Genomic DNA, 20,271 nt, shown 5'->3' on the forward strand with positions numbered 1-20,271 from the left:
TTTCTTGAGAATAAATTCCCAGGTGGCTTAGAGAATGAAGATTGTGTGGTGTGGTCATGCCTGCTTCTTGGTGGAGGATAGGGGGACTAAGATACTAATCGATCCATACCCAGACGTTGATGAAGACAGAATAGGCAAGGTCGATTACATTCTAGTTACCCACGAGCACATGGATCACTACGGTAAGACCCCACTAATAGCAAAGCTCAGTGATGCCGAGGTTATAGGGCCGAAAACAGTTTATCTCATGGCAATAAGTGATGGGCTAACAAAGGTCAGAGAGATAGAGGTGGGACAGGAAATCGAGCTGGGAGATATTAGGGTTAGGGCATTTTTCACAGAGCATCCAACAAGCCAGTATCCCCTGGGATATCTAATTGAAGGAAGCAAAAGAGTGGCTCACTTGGGAGATACATACTACAGTCCAGCTTTTACAGAGTTGAGGGGAAAGGTTGATGTTCTTTTGGTTCCAATAGGTGGGAAGTCCACCGCTAGTGTAAGGGAGGCTGCGGATATAGTGGAGATGATAAGGCCCAGGATAGCAGTTCCAATGCACTATGGAACGTACAGCGAGGCCGATCCTGAAGAGTTCAAGAAGGAGCTCCAAAAAAGGCGCATATGGGTTTTAGTAAAGGATCTTAAGCCCTATGAGGGTTTTGAAATCTGAAGGTGTTTCAATGCTAAATACTGAGCTCTTAACCACTGGAGTCAAGGGGTTAGATGAGCTTTTAGGTGGTGGAGTTGCTAAGGGAGTAATACTCCAAGTTTACGGGCCATTTGCCACCGGGAAGACAACTTTTGCAATGCAGGTTGGATTATTGAATGAGGGAAAAGTGGCTTATGTTGATACTGAGGGGGGATTCTCCCCCGAAAGGTTAGCTCAAATGGCAGAATCAAGGAACTTGGATGTGGAGAAAGCACTTGAAAAGTTCGTGATATTCGAACCTATGGATTTAAACGAGCAAAGACAGGTAATTGCGAGGTTGAAAAATATCGTGAATGAAAAGTTTTCTTTAGTTGTGGTCGACTCCTTTACGGCCCATTATAGAGCGGAGGGGAGTAGAGAGTATGGAGAACTTTCCAAGCAACTCCAAGTTCTTCAGTGGATTGCCAGAAGAAAAAACGTTGCCGTTATAGTTGTCAATCAAGTTTATTACGATTCAAACTCAGGAATTCTTAAACCAATAGCTGAGCACACCCTGGGGTACAAAACAAAGGACATCCTCCGCTTTGAAAGGCTTAGGGTTGGAGTGAGAATTGCAGTTCTGGAAAGGCATAGGTTTAGGCCAGAGGGTGGGATGGTATACTTCAAAATAACAGATAAAGGATTGGAGGATGTAAAAAACGAAGATTAGAGCCTGTCGTAGACCTCCTGGGCAATCCTCAGCGTTGCCTTATAGAGCTTCTCACTAATAATTCCCTCCTCGTAGTGTTCCTTTAGCTTCTCCTTATCTATGATCTCCTTCTTTCCGTCTGGCCACCTCACTATGTCGACCTCTAGATCCACATATCTTGCCTTATCTGGATAGATCTCCACAGGGGTGTTGATGTTGTAGAACTCTCCCTTAAGGTTGCCATCTTTATCATAGTATCTGTGAACAAACCACCACTTTCCAGCCTCTATTTCAGTTATTGCGTAATCTCCACTCTCTATTGGCACTTCCAGTCCATCATAGAACTTTCCTGGCCTTAGATATCTCTTTATTGTCACTTTTAAAGGATCCGTGGATACCTCTATTACTTCCCCTGGGCCAATCTTTATTATCTGCCCATCAGGTTTCACGTGGTTCAGCGTGAATATCCAACCAACCTTTGGTCCTTTACTGGTAATTATAGCTTCTAGAAATCCTTTACTTATCTTCTGCCTCTGGGACGGGAGTTTTGCCAGAATCCCCTCTGCGACATCTACAGCTAATGTAAACTCTGGGTCGTAGGACTTGAACTGGTGGTGCCCTTCAATTGTGGGAACAACTTCATTCCTAATCTCATCAAGCTTTTTCTTGACTCCACCACCGAATTCAATCTCGTAAATTTCCCTCCCCTCTATTATCTCTGCTGGAGCTGAGAACTTCTCTGCCTCCTTCAGCTTATCTGCAATTTTTGAAAGCCTCACTAGTTCATCCCTTAACGTGTTCCAATCCTTGTAAGCGGCAGCAGTTCTCCAGAGAACACCCCACTCTCCAAGATCAACACTTAGTCCCAGGATTCTCAACCTTTCCCTTTCCTCGGGATCCTTTATCTTTCTGGAAATCTTCACGTGTCTCTGAACTCCTATGGGCTTTGGAATCAGCACTGCATAGTCACCCGGGATTGTTATTAAGGTGCTTAGGTGTGGGAGGACGTTGTGCTTCTTCACTTGAACAACAACTTCATCCCCTTCGGCAGCATCTGGAAGCTCCTCTATGAGAACCGTTCCAATAACATTCCCAATATCTACATAAACAAACCTGTCATCTCTTTTCACCACAAGCCCCTTGTAAATTCCATGGAGCTTATAGGGGAGCTTTCTAAAAAAGACGTCAATAAACTCCTCCTCAAAGACCTTCTTCACCGCCTCCACTTTGGTTCCAACGATTGTCACACCGTGGTTTTTGTCGTAGATGTCGACGTCAAAGTCCTCATAGCTCTTCTCAATTCCAAACCTCTCAGCTATCACGTCGCTTGGCTGTACTATCTTGAAACCCCTGTCCATTAGGAGCTTTGTTAGGGCCGTGCTATATATTCCCCTTATCCTCACCGCTATTTCTGATTCTGTAGACACTTTCACCACCCCTATTCATCTTTTCCACGACTCCAATGAGCGTGAGTCCCTCTAGGATCTCTTCCAGTTCTTCTCTCTTGATACCAGTTTCTCTCTCCAAATGCCTTATTTCAACCCATCTAAGCCCAAGCTGATTAAGACTCCTTAAGGAGGTTTCCACCTTGAAAAGTGCCGATGGCTTATTGTAGAGTATGCTTAAGAATTTTACCAAAACTCCAATTTTTTCACTTACTTCCTCGGCTTTCATTATCCTGTTAAGAATCGGTTCTGGGATTCCCCCCTCTTTTTGGAGAAGATCTGAAAATTCTGCATAGAGAAGGAGAGAACTGAGATTTTCTGTTACGAGGTAGTCATAGTTTCTGTTGAAGTTTGCAAGAGTTTTGATGTAAACATCGGGATCTTCCATGTTCCTTATTATGTCTTCTATTATTCCCTTCATCCTGGATTCTAATCTAAGCATCTCCTTGACGAGATTTTCAAACTCTCTTCCGATTTTTGGGCTCTCACTCAAGAGGTCAAAAAGAATCCTAATTTTCTTGTTTTCAATTTCATAAGCTGATCTGCAGATGTCTTTTATGTCCTTTTCGAGAAGAAGTCGGGGGATTAAATCTTCAAAGTCCCTATGGAGACTTTGGAGTTCTTTGACCTTCTCAGATAGCATTTTATATCCCCATAATATATCTTCCAGGGAATATTTAAGGATAGTTATATTGAAGATTTTTCGGTACACGATGTTTGGGCTTATTTTTTGATTCTTGGTTTTCTTTGAGCTTTATTCTTGAAATAAAGGTTTTTAAGGGGTTAGGATTTAATTTAGTAACTTGAAGTTATTATTTGCAGCATGTTACAGTTTTGCTACTTATTTGTTACGAAAGTTTTTCGAAATTTTTTGAATAGCATGCTAAATATAGATTTTTGTAAGAAGTTTGAGAGATTCTGTTGGATTATTATAATTAGGTAGGAGTTTGCTTGGTTGAGTTAGTTAGGTATTCCTCTGGGATAGGGTGTGAAAAGGGTTGATTTTTCCCAGGGTTACCCTGGGAGTATTTTTGATTTAGGGTCTCAGGGGGCGTTGGTTTGTTTATAAATGGGGGGTTGCTGGGTAAGTTGGATGCCCCGTAAAGGTTATAAATTCGAGTGATATAGTTACTCCGTAGGAGTATTGGGGCGAAAAAGCCCCCTGTTCCAATAAGACTAAAATAGAATTGAAAGTCAGTCGGATAGCCGAGCTGGTATAAGCGCTTTTGGATGTTCCAATAAGACTAAAATAGAATTGAAAGCACGTTAAGCTGTGCGTTTTGGATCTCAACGTTTGCTGTTCCAATAAGACTAAAATAGAATTGAAAGAGTGTAAGTGACTGGATTCGGTTCGCTGTAAGAGACGTGTTCCAATAAGACTAAAATAGAATTGAAAGACCTCCCCTCAAGGCGAGTGCACCGAGGATCGCGGCAGTTCCAATAAGACTAAAATAGAATTGAAAGTCCTATCCACTCTCCTTTAAATTGTCAAAATATGAAAGTTCCAATAAGACTAAAATAGAATTGAAAGGAGGAACGCTGGCCAGTGCCTGGTTCGTCTCCGCGAGTTCCAATAAGACTAAAATAGAATTGAAAGTGAGGATCGTCGAGTAAACGGCGCTTTCACCGTTCAGGTTCCAATAAGACTAAAATAGAATTGAAAGCCTGATAACTCTCCCAAGTGTGCGACGTCCGAGATAGGGTTCCAATAAGACTAAAATAGAATTGAAAGACGGATATCTCGATATATCCGAGCGTGTTCAGGATAAAGTTCCAATAAGACTAAAATAGAATTGAAAGCAAATGAAAGACATGCCCTAATACTTCTACTTCCACGTTCCAATAAGACTAAAATAGAATTGAAAGTAGTATGATTCATTTTTTGCTCTAAGTAACTTGATCTGGCCAGGTTCCAATAAGACTAAAATAGAATTGAAAGCTGCAAAGTAGTTGAGAACAGCATATGTGAAGACAGTGTTCCAATAAGACTAAAATAGAATTGAAAGTTGAAATACTCCCTCACTCTGTATGTCTCTATCGCCAGTTCCAATAAGACTAAAATAGAATTGAAAGTCTTTCCAATGATGACAACTTGCCTACCCCCGTAAAAGTTCCAATAAGACTAAAATAGAATTGAAAGAAAGAGGCCAAGCTTCTTCTGGACGATTGGGTTTCTGAGTTCCAATAAGACTAAAATAGAATTGAAAGCAAGGACTATATGACTTACAGGTCTTTGATCAACGAGTTCCAATAAGACTAAAATAGAATTGAAAGAATGTCTTAGAGTTAGTTATGATGTCGACAGAAACTATGTTCCAATAAGACTAAAATAGAATTGAAAGTTACGAACGATCTCGCTCTATTTGCTGATAATCCATCACAGAAGTTCCAATAAGACTAAAATAGAATTGAAAGATTATATTTAGCGCTGCAGGAGTCTCTTTGGCTTCGTTCCAATAAGACTAAAATAGAATTGAAAGGGGAACGGCTACATCAAGGTGGGTGGAGTCATCACGAGGTTCCAATAAGACTAAAATAGAATTGAAAGTACTTCTGGCCTCTCAAACTTTTCCTGCATCAGCTCGGGTTCCAATAAGACTAAAATAGAATTGAAAGTGAACTCGAGGACGACATCAAGCCCCAACCTCTTGCCCAGAGTTCCAATAAGACTAAAATAGAATTGAAAGTGATGTATAAAGGCGGCTTGAAAATCCAACTTACCTTGTTCCAATAAGACTAAAATAGAATTGAAAGTGTACTTTTCCACCTGCATCTTGTAGTCGTCGAGCAGGGTTCCAATAAGACTAAAATAGAATTGAAAGTATTTTTCAGTGCTATCACTAAGTCTCCTTGGAACTCCCTGTTCCAATAAGACTAAAATAGAATTGAAAGCATCGAGCCAATGAGCCAACTCTTCAAGATTCCCAACCGTTCCAATAAGACTAAAATAGAATTGAAAGATAAAATTTTCAATGCGATGCTCCTCAGCTTTATTGCGTTCCAATAAGACTAAAATAGAATTGAAAGATACTACTTTTCAAGTTCTAACATCTACTACGATGAGGTTCCAATAAGACTAAAATAGAATTGAAAGACTATAACCAAAAGGGCAACCAGCCCAGCCGATAAACTGTTCCAATAAGACTAAAATAGAATTGAAAGAAGGGCTCAAAAGTCATTGTGGAGATTGAGCCAGGAGTGTTCCAATAAGACTAAAATAGAATTGAAAGAGTTGGTACTAACTCTTCATCGAACATCAAAAACATTGTTCCAATAAGACTAAAATAGAATTGAAAGGCGATACTACAAGTCCGTCTACTGGGATTTCAGTCAGTTCCAATAAGACTAAAATAGAATTGAAAGGAACTAAAGACATATAGAATGAAACGAGTGGTTTGAGGTTCCAATAAGACTAAAATAGAATTGAAAGTATTACGTAATTAGCAGTGAGGGGGGCGGTGAAGGATGTTCCAATAAGACTAAAATAGAATTGAAAGAAGCTGGTTATAGTAAATAGTAGCCCACATGTCAAACGTTCCAATAAGACTAAAATAGAATTGAAAGTTTATAATTTATAATTACGTGGTTTATAAGTTTTTCGGTTCCAATAAGACTAAAATAGAATTGAAAGTTGTATTCTTCGAAATTAATGCTCTCGAACGTTGAAAGTTCCAATAAGACTAAAATAGAATTGAAAGCTTCTTTTACGAAGCTTTCAATTATAGTAAACACGTGTTCCAATAAGACTAAAATAGAATTGAAAGCGAGAAGAGGATTGAAGCATATAACATTGAGATTGAGGTTCCAATAAGACTAAAATAGAATTGAAAGCACAGATATCCCTGTTATCTCCTCAACATTAACGTTAGTTCCAATAAGACTAAAATAGAATTGAAAGAGCATAACCAAAGAGAGCCTAGCAAAAGCCGTATTATGTTCCAATAAGACTAAAATAGAATTGAAAGTACGTTTAATCTTATTGACATCCCTGTTATCTCCTCAGTTCCAATAAGACTAAAATAGAATTGAAAGAAAACTTCAACCTTTTTAACTCCGACCGTATAGTAGGTTCCAATAAGACTAAAATAGAATTGAAAGAAAGGACAGCTTTAGCAATTCGCCACGTTAGCGGTGAGTTCCAATAAGACTAAAATAGAATTGAAAGCGACATCGTTATCTCTTATATAGTTCTCAATGATATTGTTCCAATAAGACTAAAATAGAATTGAAAGGAGTTTCCAAGATGAGTGCCCCGAGCCGGGGGCTCGGGGCATGGTTCCAATAAGAACTAAAATAGAATTGAAAGAGAGGCCCCCACATCTGATTTAATCTGAGATGGAACTTCCACAATTGTTCCAATAAGACTAAAATAGAATTGAAAGACGGTTGGCCTTGATACACTGGCCAAAAGAAATCTACGGTTCCAATAAGACCAAAAATAAAATTGAAAAAGCACATTTATTTTTCAAAGGTGGAAGAGACACATGCTCGGATATTTGAATGTGAGGTCTGATAAGATATGTGTTCGATGTTTTTAACACGAGTTTTTAAATTAATGAAAATACGAGATATTTTTCTATTCTTTGTTTAAAATTGTTTCTAATAAAAATTTTTAAACTAGAAATTAGAAAAATTCTAAAGATCTAAAGAATCACGGCAATCATCATGGAATTAACGTTCGTTCTCGTGGGCCCAGTTATAACAAGAGCCTTCGCCCTCTTCAGCGCCTCATAGGCGTTGTGTCTCTTTAAGTATTCCTCAACGTCAATGTTCTCTTTTTTAAGAACCTCCAATGTGTAGCTATCTACCAATCCTCCAGCAGCATCTGTGGGCCCGTCAGTTCCGTCGGTATCTATGACCAGCACGGCAACTCCTCTAAGCCCTGCTATCTTCCTCGCTATACTTAGGGCAAGCTCCTGGTTAGGCCCACCAAGCCCAGCTTCCCCCTGTATTGTAACTGTAGTTTCACCTCCAGCAATTAGAACACATGGCCTCTTGAAGGGTCTGTTTCTGTGGTAAACCTCTTCGATTATAGAACCAAGAGCAATCCCCACTTCTCTGGCCTCCCCCTCAAGTGTTGTTGTTAGTATATAAGCATTTAAGCCAAGCTCTTTAGCCTTTCTTTCAACGGCTTCGCAGGCCAACGCGTTACTGGCAATGAGAAAGTTGTGAACATTTGGCAAATCCTCCTTTAATGTCTCTTCAACCTTCCCCTCAAGACCAAGCTCTATATATCTCCTCACGCTCTCTGGAATCTTATCCCAAAGGTTGTAGAGCTTGAGGATCCTATATGCATCCCTAAACGTTGTTGGGTCTTTCACCGTTGGCCCAGAGGCTATTGCTTCCAGGGGATCACCTACAACATCTGAAACAATCAAGCTTATCAGTGTTCCTTTGACGAGCTTTGCCAGTTTTCCTCCTTTAACCTTTGAGATGTGCTTTCTAACTGTGTTTATTTCATATATCTTCGCCCCACTCTTGAGGAGGAGCTCATTTGTCTTGATCTTGTCCTCGAGGCTTATTCCATCTTCGGGGAGTGTGAACAAGGCCGACCCTCCTCCAGAAATCAGAACCAATAGAATATCGTTTTCTTTCACCTTTTTCGCGAGTTCAACTCCAAGCTTAGCCCCTTTCACTGAGTTTTCATCTGGAATTGGGTGTCCTGCTTCAATGACCCTTATCTTCTTTAGAGGTAGGGAGTAGCCGTACTTTGTTACCGCTATTCCTTCCCTTATCCTATCTCCTAAAATCTCTTCCACGGCCTTTGCCATTGAACATGCGGCCTTCCCAAAGGCCAACACGTAAATATCTCCTTTTATTTGAAACTCTTTTCCGTTAACTATGAGCTTATCCCCCTCAATTCTGAGTACTCTCTTTACGGCCTCATAAGGATCCGCGCTCTTTATTGCTTCTTCCATCATTGCAAGTGCTATTTCTTTTGTCCTAACATCTCCCTGGGAGAGTAGGTCCTCCCTGTTCATTTCACTCACCATAAAAATATAAGGTTGTAGAAAAATATTAATATGGTGGATTCAATGTGCAGAATTCTTCTTGCTGTCGGGGAGGGTCAGAGAATAGTTCCTTGGATTGAGGCCTTTGTTAGGGCCTCTGAAAATGATCCCTATAAAGAGGCTAGGGGAAAGGGGAAAAGCCACAAAGATGGCTGGGGTTATGTTTTAATAACTGAGGATTACGTTAAGCACTATAAGTCGAAAAAACCCGTATTTGAGGATGAGGAAGTTGATGAGTTAAAGAAGAATATCTCTGGTTTCTCAGTTTTGATGGCTCATTCTAGGGCTGCTAGTCAGGGAAGTGTGGAAACGTTCAACGCCCAGCCCTTTTCATTTGGAAGTCCTCATGGCTATCAGCTCTATTTCATGCACAATGGGGATCTAAACAAGTCAATGCTTTTAGACGCCCTAAAGCTTCCAAAAGAGAAGTTTTTGGATGTTTCTGATTCCTACGTTGCTGGAATGTATGTTTCTCTTTTCGTAACTTCCCAGGAAGATGAAGAGATAGTTAAAGCTATCTCAGCTCTGAAGGAAGTTGTTAATACCTCTCTAAATGTTGGAATAATCTTGGCTTCCCCTGGGAGATTAAAGGTTATTGGAGTGGCGTACATGAGAGAAGAATTTCTAGAAAACAAGGCAGAGAGGGATTATATGAGATTGATAACCTTTCCAGACTTTGATTTGTTCGTCTTGGCGTCCTCCACGCTGGAGCTTTACACATATTTCCCAGTGGATGAAGTTCCCAATGCCACCATCTTTTCTCTAGAGGTTAGCTTAAAAGAAAAAGAGTTTGAGGTTAAGAAGTATTCCTTTTAACGCTGAACTTTTCCCTAGAGAGGAATAGATAGGCTTCATTTGACAGGGACTTTGGTACAAAGTCTATTAATATATCCGAACTTGTTATTGCTTCTTTCACGTTCTTTCCAGCTGAAAACTGGCCCTTTTTGAATATCTCTTCGAGGACTTCCACTATAAACCCACTAACTTTCTTCTCGGCCATTAAATCCTTTCCCTCTATCCACACTCTCTCGTTCTTCTCGTAAAACCTTCTTCCGTGAGAAGTAAAGTAGAGGGGGCCCTTCTTTATCTCAATCCTGGGTTTTTCTACCCTGTCAACTTCTAAAAATATGAAGTTCCTTCCATAATCAACGCCAAATACTTTGAAACCCTCAATTTCTAGAGCTTTTGCTAGGCCCTTGGCTGTTTTCTCAACTTGGGGGAGTAAAAGATCATCCACGAGATCCGGGGGTGTGAAGAGCAGGGTAATTATGTGTGTCCCCTTTCTTCTAAGTTCTTCTCTGTAATCCTCTCCCTTCTTAGTTGGGAAGAAAAATTCCAGGGATGGTTTCTTTAAGAATTGTATGGAGGAAAAATAGAAGAGCCCAAATCTCTCCCAGCTTAAATTGGCTGCAACGTTTCTCCTTGGGTCAACAGGATCTATAACTATTAGAGGTTTATCCTCTTCGACTTCCCTTTTTATGGTTTTCATAGCTATTTCACTTTCCTTCTTTATCCACTCCTTGGGGTCAATAATCTTCTTTCTGAGCATGAAATCTGCCTTCTCTAGCACACTTAGAAATGACCCAAATTCTATGATCAGTATTTCGGCAAGATAACCTGAGAATCCTCTCACATATATTTCGCTCCCATAAGCATTTATTCCCTTTAAGAAGCGTTTGAAAAGTCTTACCTCGTTGTTTCTTCCATGTAAATTTTCAAGAACCCATTTTGTATGTAGTATTGACCTATCAACTGCCGTTCTTACATCTTTCCAGCTTTTAACGTCGTAGCATGGAACTATATCCACCTTAACTCCTTTATATTTTGCTCTAACGTAAGGATGCTCTGCGTAGGCTATTTCATACTTCCCAAGTTTATTCCCTAGGGCTTTTCCGATTTCTAATCCCTTCTCCTTAAGCTCTTCTAGGCCTGTATCTAGTGGAAATGCAATGAAGAGGTCTACATCGTGGTCCCCAGCTAGATAAGTGTCCTTTGCCAAAGAACCAACAAAGTATGGCTTGGCGTTGAGATTGAGTTCTTCAATTGTCTCTTTTGCCTTTTCCTTAATCTCCTCCATAAGTGTTTTGATGAATCTCTTTTCCTCCTCGCTAGGGACTATTTTCTGGAGAACTTCTTCAATGACGTCTTCAATATCCATGTTTGTACATGCCCCCAGGAAGTATTTTACTCTTTTGTTTTATGATCTCAATATTTTCACGGTGTTCTTGTTAGAAATTGCCCAACTCCCGTGTTAATTTAGGTTCATATGATACTGAGAAAGAAGATGTGAGTTATTCGCTATACATACTTCATTGGAACTAGGTATTTGTTAGAACAAAAATGAGAATGATTAAAATTTCTTTTTATTCACTTAACTCGAATCTTGCGAGAGTCTCATATATCGGCCCTTTGGGAGTTAGAGTGCTCTTTTTTAGCTCGATGGCTTCAACTACAAAGGAACCAAAGTCTTCATTAGCAAGTTCCTTAAGCTTCATGGCCAGGCCAAGCTTGTCTTTAACGAACTTCACTCTCCCTATAGTTATGTGAGCCACAAAATTATTTTCCTTTTTAAAGCCAAGTTTTGCAAGCTCCTCGTCGATTTCCTTGGCGATCTTCTTTATTATCTCATCATTTTTAATTCCAGCCCAAATGACTCTCACATAGTTGGGATTTGGGAAGACCCCTATTCCTTTAACATTGACTTCGTGCTTTTTGTACTTTTTGGCAATTTTCTCGAGGATTTTTTTGATTTCTTCTGCCTGTTCTTCTGTGATTTCCCCTAGAAATTTTAGCGTTATGTGGAAATTTTCCCTCTCCACAAACTTTATCTTAGCTTCTTTTGATCCTATGTAGTCTTGGGCTCTAACTAGTGAGTCCCTAACGCTCTCATTAACATCTATAGCTATAAACGCTCTCATGTGTGCGAGTAGTCTTTTGGAGTTATAACTTTTTTTAGTCCTTTAATTCCCTACTCTGAAAACCTTAGTATTTTGACAAGGTCACAACCCCTCTCATTCTTTCAGCTACCAAATCTAAAAGATGGAGAATTGACTTTTGAAGTTCTTGAGAAACTTTTTCAGCTTTCTTTAGTCTTATCAAGTTCTTTACTATACCTTTTAACTTAGGAAGCTCTTTTTCAGGCATAACCTCCACAAGTGATTCTAGAGTTAAGAGTATTTCAACTGTTATGTGGTCATTCTCTACGAGTTCTTCTATTCTTTTCAGCACAATATCTGCAATCTGGTCGTCGTATCTCTCAAGGAAGTAATAGCTGAAGAATGTAAGGGCCATTTCGAAGTTTTCTGAATGTAAATCCTTTATGAAGTATTCAACTATATCCTTTCCAAACTTTGCCTTTGCCGCTAACTTTGCCAAAGCTTTTATGGCCCTAAGTCTTGCCCACCTATTTCTTTCATTCTGTGCTATTTCGAACAACGGCTGTATTGCTAGTTGAAAGATCTCTAGTCTTTTCTCATCTAGGGATTCAATGGCTTTCAAAATTGCCCAAAGCGCGTCCATTCTTTCAAATTTATTCTCACTTTTTAACTTCTTGATAAGATCAAATAAAAGCTCTGGATTTTTTGTGAGCAGTAAGATAACTTTATCTATATCCTCACTCTCTATAGCCCTTCCTAAGGCTTCGCTGTATGCCTCTTTTGGCGGCTTTAGATCCTTTAACACTATTGGCCTCAAGGTTTTCATATCTCCAGTTCTAACTTTTTGCCCTACACTCTTAGGCCTTGGAATTACTCTTTCATTTATTTCAACGGTCTTTTTCTCGAGCTTTTCGAGAACATCAGCTAGCCACTTCAATATGTATGTGTCTCCAATTGCAAGGGCAAGATCTATTGCCTCGTAGAATTTTTCTTCTTTTAAAAGCTCATTTATTTTTCTTTTAGCTTCCTCTAGGTTGTTCTTGTAGTATTCTTTGAGGTTATCTTCTATCCTCTCTACTACGACCTTTGCCTTTTCGCGGAATTCGGGAGGGCCGGAGAGAGCTATATCTTTTATCCTAGACAATATTGCTATGAAGTAATCTAAAGTTTCCTGAGTTACTTTGACCTTTGATATCTCTTCCAAAATATCCAAACCCAATTCAAGAACAAACTTGTCTTTACTTGGGAATATAAACGTAATTTCCCTTAAAATGTCTTTTACATCATGAGGTAAATTGAGGAGGAGTCTAAGGCCAACGATTTTAAGCTGGATGTTTCGGGACTTCAGAAGCCTAGATAGTAGATCGTAAACTGAAGGGCTCTTTGAAAATGTCTTAAGAGACTTTATTACTTCGGCCAGCTCAAAGAGAATTATCTCACTTGGTTTGGATTTTATAATATCCTTGATTGCGTGCCCAAGCCTCACAAAGCACCAGGGAGTTACGGGGATTCCTGCAATTAAAGTGTTTAGGCATTTTGTAGTTCTCAAGATGATTTTCTCATCTTTCTCATTTTCAAGAATCCCCACTAGTGTAGGGAGAACATCTTCTATAACTCTTAATCTTTCAATATCGTTCATTTGCTTGAGAACATTTTCAAGGACAATAAGTCCCCTGTAAACGATTTCCCTATTCTCAGCCTGGGAAATTATTGAAAGGAGTTCTTTTAACTTATCTTCTGACCTTTTTACTTCTTCTTCGGCCTTTTTTAATTCCCAAGAGTTGAGATATTCTGTGAGCATCATTTTTCTTGCTCCAGAACTTCTATTAATTCTTTAACTCTCTCCTTTGCATTTTCTAGAAGCGGTTCCCCATGAGCTGGATAAATTGACTTAAAGTCGATGTTCAGAATTTCCTTGATACTTTCTCTGTTTCTCATGGGATCCTCTGAATATTGGTGTGGAACTTCGTAAAGTTTTCCACCTTTTTCAATTATTATATCCCCCACAAAAAGGGCTCCGCTTTCTTCGTCAAGCAAGCATATACTTCCCTTCGTGTGTCCAGGTTTGTGGAATACCTTAAGTCCTTCGACAACATCACCATCTTTAACGGGAACGTCGACCTTAACGTCCGTTCTCTCCTCTATAGATTTTACCTCTTCTTTATGAGCTACAACTTTTGCTCCCGTTGCGTCTTTCACGCACTTAAGGGAGCCGGTATGATCTAGGTGGTGATGGGTAATTATAATTGTTTTTAAGGGCTTTTTGAGCTCCTTGATTTTCTCTAGTATCTTCTCACACGTTCCCTCTATTCCCGTGTCTATGAGGACAAGATGGTCTCCTCTGTCAATAATGTACACATTAACAAAGCCATCTCTAATCCTATAGATCATTGAGTTTCACCAAATATTAATTAGAAGAAAAAGAACAAAAAGGTTACTCACTTTCAATTACAGGGAACTCTTCCCATGGGAAAACTATCCACTTATCAGTTCTAAAAACGTAGTAGTCTGGAACTACAGATGTCCAAGGCTTCATTGCAAGGCAGGCAACTTTAACTTCCTTTGCCCCCAACTTCTTGACTTCCTTTATGACAACCTCAAGAGTTTTTCCTGTGTCGCTTACGTCATCAACAATAACGACTTTCTTGTCTTTTAAGTCTCCGTGAATTGGTATTATTATAACTGGTTTTTCTCCTCTTTCCCCAACTCCTTTGTAGAACTTCACGTCTATTACCTTGAGAGGAATATCGCCCAAGATATGGCTAAGCCTGACTGCTGGAATTAGCCCTCCCCTTGCAATTCCTACGATGACATCTGGCTTGTACTCTCTCAGCTTTTGGGCGAGTGCGAAGATAGCTCTATCCACTTGCCACCAGGTAAGATAGACCTTGTCCATTTCTCTCACCTCTTGCTTAGCCCTTCACCTCTCCACTTTAAAAAAGATGCGCTGTGTTAGAAGATATACCCAGGGGCCAAGGAAAAGGCTAAACAGTACATCGCTGAACCAGTGAACGTGGAGTATAAGTCTGGTTAGGGCAATTCCAACTGCCCAGGCCCACCAGAGTACTCTAAATTTGGGAAGTTTTTTAGATAGGTAAGTGGCGAAGATAGAGGCTCTAGCTGTATGGCCAGAGGGGAAGGCAAACTTATCTGCTTGGAGGATTGCTTTTGTAAGTGGAATCTTAACTTCAGGATTTTCAGGTCTTGGAACTTGGAGGATTGCTTTCAGTCCCCCAACTATTAACGTTCCAAATAGTAGAGAGAGAATGAGAATTTTGGTCTCAAGTGAAATTTTTCTATGCTTTTTCATTTCATAGGCTACAATAATTCCCACAAAGGCGGCAATACTTAATGAATCTGCTGTTCTTGTTAGGAGTAAGGGGAAGTACGTTGGAAGAGTGATTGAGCTATCTATTAGGGAATTTATTCCGCTAAATGATCCTAAGACTTGCAGCACAAAAATTGCCAAAAGTATTGCTGTAAGTATTGTGAGCATGTTTGTATTTCTCCTTGGAGCTTTAAAGCTTTATTTTTCCTCTATACATTTCTCTAGAGTTTTCTGGAAGAAGGGACAAAAACTCATCCTCGCTTTTGAAGGGTCTTTTTGCTAATATTTTTACAAGAGTTTTCTTTCCGATTCCTGGGAGCCATTTCAAAACTTTCGAGCTTTCCTTATTGATATCTATTGGGACTGGTATCCCAGTAACGCTTCTAAGCCCGTGATCAACTATCATAACATCGTAGTATTTGTTAAGCTCGACTTTCTTCGGAATTCCTACTATTAATGGATAGCTTCCAAATTGCCTCCCAAACGTAAGCTCTCCACTATAAATCTCGGCTCTGACATCCCTTAAGATTGTTCCCACTGGGACTACTCTTTTAAGCATCGGCAAATCTATCTCATGCCTTATTTTGTGCCTATAGTGTTCTATCAAAGCTTTGTGCTTCTCTGTTTTCACCTTATCTCTCATATTCCATAGTGGCGTTCCTGGGAAGACTACTACCTGTCTTATATTTATTCTCCTCACCATCAACCCATCATCAAGGATCTTTTTTAGAAATTCATAGGTTAGCTCATAAGTCTTTTTTGTCTCCCCTGGAAGTCCGAAAATGATGTTTATCCCAGGGAGAAGCCATGGTAGTCCGTTATATCCTCTTTTACCCCCAACTTCATTAATTATCTTAACGGCTTCATACGTTTCTTCAGGTGTGGCGTTTAGATTGTTTATCCTTGCAACTTTGGGATCTGCAGTTTCTAGTCCAAAGGCAACTACGTTCCCTGGAGTTCCATACTTAACTATCGCCTTTGCAATTCTCCTCGATTCTTCCGGATAATTTGCTATAACTGCCGGGTTTGCATTATCTACGTGGAGGGTTTTTACATTTGGGGCTACTAACCTTACAGCTCTGAAGAGTTTTTCCACTTCCTCTGGGTTTGGAATTGGAACCCTACCATTAGGAGTGGCCTTATAGGAGAATATACAACTCTGCCGTCCTATTCTAAAATGCCTAATTCCTAGATTGTAAAATGCCTCAACTTCCTGGGCGACATATTCTTGGGGCCTGTTTTCTACGGCCCTATATCTCACAGGTTCGGTACAGAATGAACAGCCTCCAATTCCCATGGCTTTTGGGCAACCTCTCTGAGTTTCAATCTCCACCAGAACAAACTCCGGATATCCTGGGAACTGTTTAACCACTTCAGCCCCTAACAAAGCGTATGGCTGAAGCTCTTCATAGTCCCTAAACCTAAAGGGGTTTAGATCCTTTCCAGAGAAGTAGTCAAATAGAAATGCCTCGAGATCCCCATAGACGATGTGATCAAAAACTTCCTCTGCGAATCTTAGTTCTTTCGTTGTTATCTTTACCCCACCCATCTTTGCGGAGCCCATAAAAGCAGGCCCGCCAAGTATCTTCACAGCTTTGTATGAGGAGATAAACTTGCTTACCTCTTCAACGCTTCCTGGGACGGCGGAAAGATATTTCCCAGGAGTGTGGAGTCCTCCTATAAACACAATAACCTCTGCCTTCTCTAAGATCTTCTTAACGTTGGGAAAGTTTGGTGTTTTGTTCTTTGTCTTTATTCCTTGTTCTCCCTCAAAGGTTGCCCTTAAATCATCGATTGTAAGGTAAAATACATTAGCATCTTTCCTGGCTTTTTTTATCGCCCCATAAGCGTATCTTGGATAAAGCCCTAAATAGGGGGGAACGCCTAAACCTGCAGGCTCATCTGTGTATCCGTCAATTATTGCAACTATCATAGCAACACCTTTGCATTTTCATAGAACACTCTCTGCATTCCCTTTTCATCTAAACCTGAGGTTAAAACCTTAGCAATCTCGACAACTGGATGGTGACAGGGTAAGTCTATTCCAAAAACAACTCTTCTAGGTGCTACTTTGTAAGCTTCAGCTATCTTGCTTGGCATTGGCATTCCGGAAGTTTCCAAATATACGTTTTCATGTCTCTTAGCTATCTCTATTGCTCCTTGGATGTAATAGGCGTTCCCATGCCCCATGTGCACCATCACTATCTTAACCTCAGGGAACTTCCTGGCTAGCTCTTCAATCTGCCACGGAAGGGACGTTGGGGGGTGACCTGAGTGAACCTGAACATGAACATTGAACTCCTCCGCTGTTCTCATAATTTCTTCAACCCTGGGATCTGCGGGAGAGAACATGTTAAGGAGGGGATGGAGCTTTATTCCTCTAAATTCAAACTTTTCGAGAAATTTTCTTGCCTCTTTTATGGAGTTCTTATCCTTGGGATTGGCCCAGTAAATTCCAACAAGCTTGTCTGGATATTCCTTGGTGATTTTGGCTATGTTCTCATTATCCACGTCGCTAACTATTGCTACCTCTATATTGTAAGCTTCCATAAGCGAGAGGAACTCCTCGGGGGTTATGGAAACGTTGAAAGGATATCCAAGAACTTGAATGTGAGAGTGGGCATCTATCTTTCTAAACTTATCTGCGTTTAACTTAACATCACTTCTCCACATTAGCTGACACCAGAGAGATTTCAGGAGAAAAGTAATATAAACTTTAAAGAAAAGGAGAAAGGCTTCAGAAGAGTTCCTCTTCTTCCTCTTCTTCAAAGAGTTTCTTCCTGGCTGCCTCTAGCATGAGCTTCCTCTCTTCTTGTGCAACTACTTGTCTGATTAGCTGTACTGCGTCTGGGTTGGCTGAGATGCTGTCGATTCCAAGTCTTACCAAGATTCTTGCCATCTTTGGATCACTTCCAGCCTGTCCACAGATGCTGGTCTCGACTCCGTACCTCTTACATACCTTAATGACGTGCTTAATGAGCTTAAGAACAGCTGGGTGGGTCTCGTCGTAGAGCTTGGCAACTCTCTCGTTGTCTCTGTCAATTGCAAGTGTGTACTGGGTTAGGTCGTTTGTTCCAAAGCTGACGAAGTCGATTCCTTCCTTGATTAGGTCCTCAATTATGATTGCTGCGGCTGGGACCTCAATCATGACACCCCATGCAACGTCCTTGTGTGGCTCGAGGCCGACCTCTCTTGCGATTCTCTTAGCTTCTCTTATCTGCTCTGGGTGGCTGACTAGTGGTAGCATTACACCAATGTTGTTGTATCCCTTCTCCACTACCTTCTTGATGGCCTTGAACTCAGCTCTTAGTAGCTCTGGTTGATCGAGACCTCTTCTAATTCCTCTCCATCCAAGCATTGGGTTCCTCTCTTCTGGCTCATCCTCTCCTCCAGGCATCTCTCTGAACTCGTTGGTTGGAGCGTCAAGTGTTCTGTACCAGACTGGCCTTGGATAGAATGCTGCTGCAACCTTCTCAATACCCTCTGCAAGCTTCTCTACTAGCTCTTCTTCCTTCCCTTCCTTGATGAACTTGATTGGGTGCTGGCCGATGCTTAGGATCATGTGCTCGGCCCTCAATAGTCCAACACCATCTGCTCCAGTGGCAGCTGCCCTCTCAGCAACCTCTGGCATTGATACGTTGACCTTGACCATTGTTCCCGTAACTAGTGGGGCTCCTGCAACAACCACCTGTCCTCCTTCAGCCTTGGCCTCTTCCTTCTTCTTGACTAGGCTCTTTACAATTCCCTTGTAAACTAGACCTCTTGTACCATCAACTGTAACGTACATTCCTGTCTTGAGCTTCTTGGTAGCTTCCTTGGTTCCAACTACACATGGAATTCCAAGCTCTCTTGAAACTATTGCCGCGTGGCTGGTTCTTCCACCCTCATCTGTAACTATTGCTGCTGCTCTCTTCATTGCTGGAACCATGTCTGGGTTGGTCATTGTTGTAACTAAGATGTCTCCTTCCTTGACCTTGTCGATCTCACTTGCGTCAAATATTACAACAACTCTACCTGCACCAATTCCAGGTGAAGCACCAAGACCCTTGAGGATGACCTCTGCCTCTTCAACCTCCTCGGCCTCTTCTGCAGTTGCTTCTTCCTTGAGGGTTGTTATTGGCCTGCTCTGGACGATGTAGAGCTTGCCGTCATCCTTGTCGTAAGCCCACTCGATGTCCTGTGGCCAGCCGTAGTGGTCCTCAATCTTCTGACCCATCTTTGCGACTTCAATTATCTGCTCATCGGTTAATACCTGCTTCTCAACCCACTCTGGGCCGAGGTACTCTGCAACCTTGACCATGACGGTTCCTCTACCTGTCTCTGGGTTCCTTATGACCATAACTTCCTTCTTTGCTATGACCTTCTCCTTAATCTTCCAGGTTCCCTTTTCCACGATGTATTCATCTGGAGTAACTGCACCGCTAACTACAGCCTCACCGAGACCCCAGGAGGCGTTGATCATGATCTCATTTCTGTTGTTTGTAACTGGATTAGCTGTGAACATGACACCGCTCTTCTCACTGTTGACCATCTTCTGGACGACAGCTGAGAGGTAGACCTTGCTGTGGTCAAATCCTTGCTTGGCTCTGTAGAATGTAGCTCTTGCTGTCCAGAGTGATGCCCAACATCTCTTTACCTTGTCTATAACGTCGTCAGCACCGAGAACGTCCAAGTATGTCTCCTGCTGGCCAGCGAATGAAGCCTCTGGTAGGTCTTCTGCTGTAGCGGAGGATCTAACTGCAACATAAACTTCCTCCTGCCCGAATCTCTGGCTGAGCTCCTTGTAAGCCTGCTTAATTTCCTCTGCTATCTCTGATGGCATGTCAAGGCTCTTTATGAGGGTCCTTATTGCCTCAGTGTTCTCTTGAAGCATCTTTGAATCATCAACATCGGTCTTGCTGATTATGTCCATAATCCAGTCCTGGAGGGGTCTTGGTTCGTCGGGAGCCTGAGCAAGAACCTCAGAAATTGTTCCCTTGTTAACCTTTTCGCCGAGAATTCTCTTAACGTCTTCCTTACTTACCTTTACGTTTTCAACAAAGTACTTGTAGGCTTCAGCGGTAACACAGAATCCTGGTGGAACTGGAATTCCAGCATTTGTCATTTCACCAAGATTTGCACCCTTTCCACCAACAAGTGGGACATCATTTTTGCTTAGCTCCTCAAACCACTTTATGAATCTGTATGCCATTTCAGTTCACCTCCGCCTTAAAATAACCGTGAGTGATAAAGGTGAGCTATATTTAAAATTAACGTGAATCAAGAAGGGGTTTGATG

Annotated in this window: 15 protein-coding genes and 1 CRISPR repeat array; of the genes, 3 read left to right on the top strand and 12 right to left on the bottom strand. The window is 41.1% G+C overall.

Going from position 1 to position 20,271, the window contains the following annotated elements:
• Positions 1-34 precede the first annotated feature (34 nt).
• Both ACMFNG_RS03070 and radB read left to right on the top strand, forming a co-directional pair.
• Positions 35-667 carry an MBL fold metallo-hydrolase gene (locus tag ACMFNG_RS03070; RefSeq protein ID WP_011011132.1) on the top strand — a complete coding sequence of 211 codons (633 nt, stop codon included), beginning with the start codon at positions 35-37 and terminating at the stop codon, positions 665-667.
• A 10-nt stretch (positions 668-677) separates the two neighbouring features.
• A complete protein-coding gene (radB, locus tag ACMFNG_RS03075) occupies positions 678-1,355 on the top strand; it encodes a DNA repair and recombination protein RadB (protein WP_014835496.1) in 678 nt (225 codons plus the stop codon).
• Here radB and ACMFNG_RS03080 read toward each other — a convergent pair.
• The 3 genes from ACMFNG_RS03080 to ACMFNG_RS03090 all read right to left on the bottom strand — a co-directional run bounded on the left by ACMFNG_RS03080 (position 1,352) and on the right by ACMFNG_RS03090 (position 8,760).
• Positions 1,352-2,761 (bottom strand): DUF402 domain-containing protein, encoded by a 1,410-nt coding sequence (locus tag ACMFNG_RS03080; RefSeq protein WP_011011134.1) that lies wholly within the window; start codon positions 2,759-2,761, stop codon positions 1,352-1,354. The two genes, radB and ACMFNG_RS03080, sit on opposite strands and share 4 nt — an antisense overlap.
• Positions 2,715-3,422: a hypothetical protein gene (locus ACMFNG_RS03085; protein WP_014835495.1), complete on the bottom strand. Its 708-nt coding sequence runs from the start codon at positions 3,420-3,422 to the stop codon at positions 2,715-2,717. The genes ACMFNG_RS03080 and ACMFNG_RS03085 overlap by 47 nt, the downstream gene beginning before the upstream one ends.
• Before the next feature lie 521 nt (positions 3,423-3,943).
• A CRISPR array of direct repeats spans positions 3,944-7,011; the repeat unit is 30 nt; unit sequence GTTCCAATAAGACTAAAATAGAATTGAAAG.
• A gap of 411 nt (positions 7,012-7,422) precedes the next feature.
• A complete protein-coding gene (locus ACMFNG_RS03090; protein ID WP_288072264.1) occupies positions 7,423-8,760 on the bottom strand; it encodes a glycerate kinase type-2 family protein in 1,338 nt (445 codons plus the stop codon).
• 54 nt (positions 8,761-8,814) lie between these two features.
• Between ACMFNG_RS03090 and ACMFNG_RS03095 the strand changes: the two genes are divergently transcribed.
• Entirely contained in the window at positions 8,815-9,606 is a 792-nt protein-coding gene (locus ACMFNG_RS03095) for a class II glutamine amidotransferase (protein ID WP_430515256.1), read from the top strand.
• On the opposite strand, the gene cca is transcribed toward ACMFNG_RS03095, so the two are convergent.
• From cca to ppsA, 9 genes are all read right to left on the bottom strand, one after another.
• A complete protein-coding gene (cca, locus tag ACMFNG_RS03100) occupies positions 9,587-10,948 on the bottom strand; it encodes a CCA tRNA nucleotidyltransferase (protein WP_430515197.1) in 1,362 nt (453 codons plus the stop codon). The genes ACMFNG_RS03095 and cca overlap by 20 nt on opposite strands.
• A 205-nt stretch (positions 10,949-11,153) precedes the next feature.
• Positions 11,154-11,708, bottom strand: a complete 555-nt coding sequence (thpR, locus tag ACMFNG_RS03105) for an RNA 2',3'-cyclic phosphodiesterase (protein ID WP_430515198.1) — start codon at positions 11,706-11,708, stop codon at positions 11,154-11,156.
• Between the two features lie 64 nt (positions 11,709-11,772).
• Positions 11,773-13,467, bottom strand: a complete 1,695-nt coding sequence (locus tag ACMFNG_RS03110; RefSeq protein WP_430515199.1) for a hypothetical protein — start codon at positions 13,465-13,467, stop codon at positions 11,773-11,775.
• On the bottom strand, positions 13,467-14,057 hold the full coding sequence (locus tag ACMFNG_RS03115; RefSeq protein ID WP_430515200.1) for an MBL fold metallo-hydrolase: 591 nt from the start codon (positions 14,055-14,057) through the stop codon (positions 13,467-13,469). Before ACMFNG_RS03115 ends, ACMFNG_RS03110 begins: the two co-directional genes overlap by 1 nt.
• A 43-nt stretch (positions 14,058-14,100) precedes the next feature.
• Positions 14,101-14,562, bottom strand: a complete 462-nt coding sequence (locus ACMFNG_RS03120) for a phosphoribosyltransferase (protein ID WP_430515201.1) — start codon at positions 14,560-14,562, stop codon at positions 14,101-14,103.
• Between the two features lie 24 nt (positions 14,563-14,586).
• Positions 14,587-15,162 (bottom strand): phosphatase PAP2 family protein, encoded by a 576-nt coding sequence (locus tag ACMFNG_RS03125; protein ID WP_430515202.1) that lies wholly within the window; start codon positions 15,160-15,162, stop codon positions 14,587-14,589.
• A gap of 22 nt (positions 15,163-15,184) precedes the next feature.
• Positions 15,185-16,927, bottom strand: a complete 1,743-nt coding sequence (locus ACMFNG_RS03130) for a radical SAM protein (protein WP_430515203.1) — start codon at positions 16,925-16,927, stop codon at positions 15,185-15,187.
• On the bottom strand, positions 16,924-17,667 hold the full coding sequence (locus ACMFNG_RS03135; RefSeq protein ID WP_430515204.1) for an amidohydrolase family protein: 744 nt from the start codon (positions 17,665-17,667) through the stop codon (positions 16,924-16,926). The genes ACMFNG_RS03130 and ACMFNG_RS03135 overlap by 4 nt, the downstream gene beginning before the upstream one ends.
• 64 nt (positions 17,668-17,731) lie before the next feature.
• Positions 17,732-20,185 (bottom strand): phosphoenolpyruvate synthase, encoded by a 2,454-nt coding sequence (gene ppsA / locus ACMFNG_RS03140; protein ID WP_430515205.1) that lies wholly within the window; start codon positions 20,183-20,185, stop codon positions 17,732-17,734.
• Positions 20,186-20,271 lie beyond the last annotated feature (86 nt).

The sequence above is a fragment of the Pyrococcus woesei genome (genome assembly GCF_050496105.1).
Taxonomy (GTDB): Archaea; Methanobacteriota_B; Thermococci; order Thermococcales; family Thermococcaceae; genus Pyrococcus; species Pyrococcus furiosus.

Excerpts from the sequence above, each read along its gene's own strand:
- thpR (WP_430515198.1), bottom strand. The coding sequence starts at position 11,708 with ATGAGAGCGTTTATAGCTATAGATGTTAATGAGAGCGTTAGGGACTCA.
- ACMFNG_RS03120 (WP_430515201.1), bottom strand. The coding sequence starts at position 14,562 with ATGGACAAGGTCTATCTTACCTGGTGGCAAGTGGATAGAGCTATCTTC.
- ACMFNG_RS03110 (WP_430515199.1), bottom strand. The coding sequence starts at position 13,467 with ATGCTCACAGAATATCTCAACTCTTGGGAATTAAAAAAGGCCGAAGAA.
- radB (WP_014835496.1), top strand. The coding sequence starts at position 678 with ATGCTAAATACTGAGCTCTTAACCACTGGAGTCAAGGGGTTAGATGAG.
- ACMFNG_RS03135 (WP_430515204.1), bottom strand. The coding sequence starts at position 17,667 with ATGTGGAGAAGTGATGTTAAGTTAAACGCAGATAAGTTTAGAAAGATA.
- ACMFNG_RS03115 (WP_430515200.1), bottom strand. The coding sequence starts at position 14,057 with ATGATCTATAGGATTAGAGATGGCTTTGTTAATGTGTACATTATTGAC.
- ppsA (WP_430515205.1), bottom strand. The coding sequence starts at position 20,185 with ATGGCATACAGATTCATAAAGTGGTTTGAGGAGCTAAGCAAAAATGAT.
- ACMFNG_RS03130 (WP_430515203.1), bottom strand. The coding sequence starts at position 16,927 with ATGATAGTTGCAATAATTGACGGATACACAGATGAGCCTGCAGGTTTA.
- ACMFNG_RS03095 (WP_430515256.1), top strand. The coding sequence starts at position 8,815 with ATGTGCAGAATTCTTCTTGCTGTCGGGGAGGGTCAGAGAATAGTTCCT.
- cca (WP_430515197.1), bottom strand. The coding sequence starts at position 10,948 with ATGGATATTGAAGACGTCATTGAAGAAGTTCTCCAGAAAATAGTCCCT.
- ACMFNG_RS03090 (WP_288072264.1), bottom strand. The coding sequence starts at position 8,760 with ATGAACAGGGAGGACCTACTCTCCCAGGGAGATGTTAGGACAAAAGAA.
- ACMFNG_RS03125 (WP_430515202.1), bottom strand. The coding sequence starts at position 15,162 with ATGCTCACAATACTTACAGCAATACTTTTGGCAATTTTTGTGCTGCAA.
- ACMFNG_RS03070 (WP_011011132.1), top strand. The coding sequence starts at position 35 with ATGAAGATTGTGTGGTGTGGTCATGCCTGCTTCTTGGTGGAGGATAGG.
- ACMFNG_RS03085 (WP_014835495.1), bottom strand. The coding sequence starts at position 3,422 with ATGCTATCTGAGAAGGTCAAAGAACTCCAAAGTCTCCATAGGGACTTT.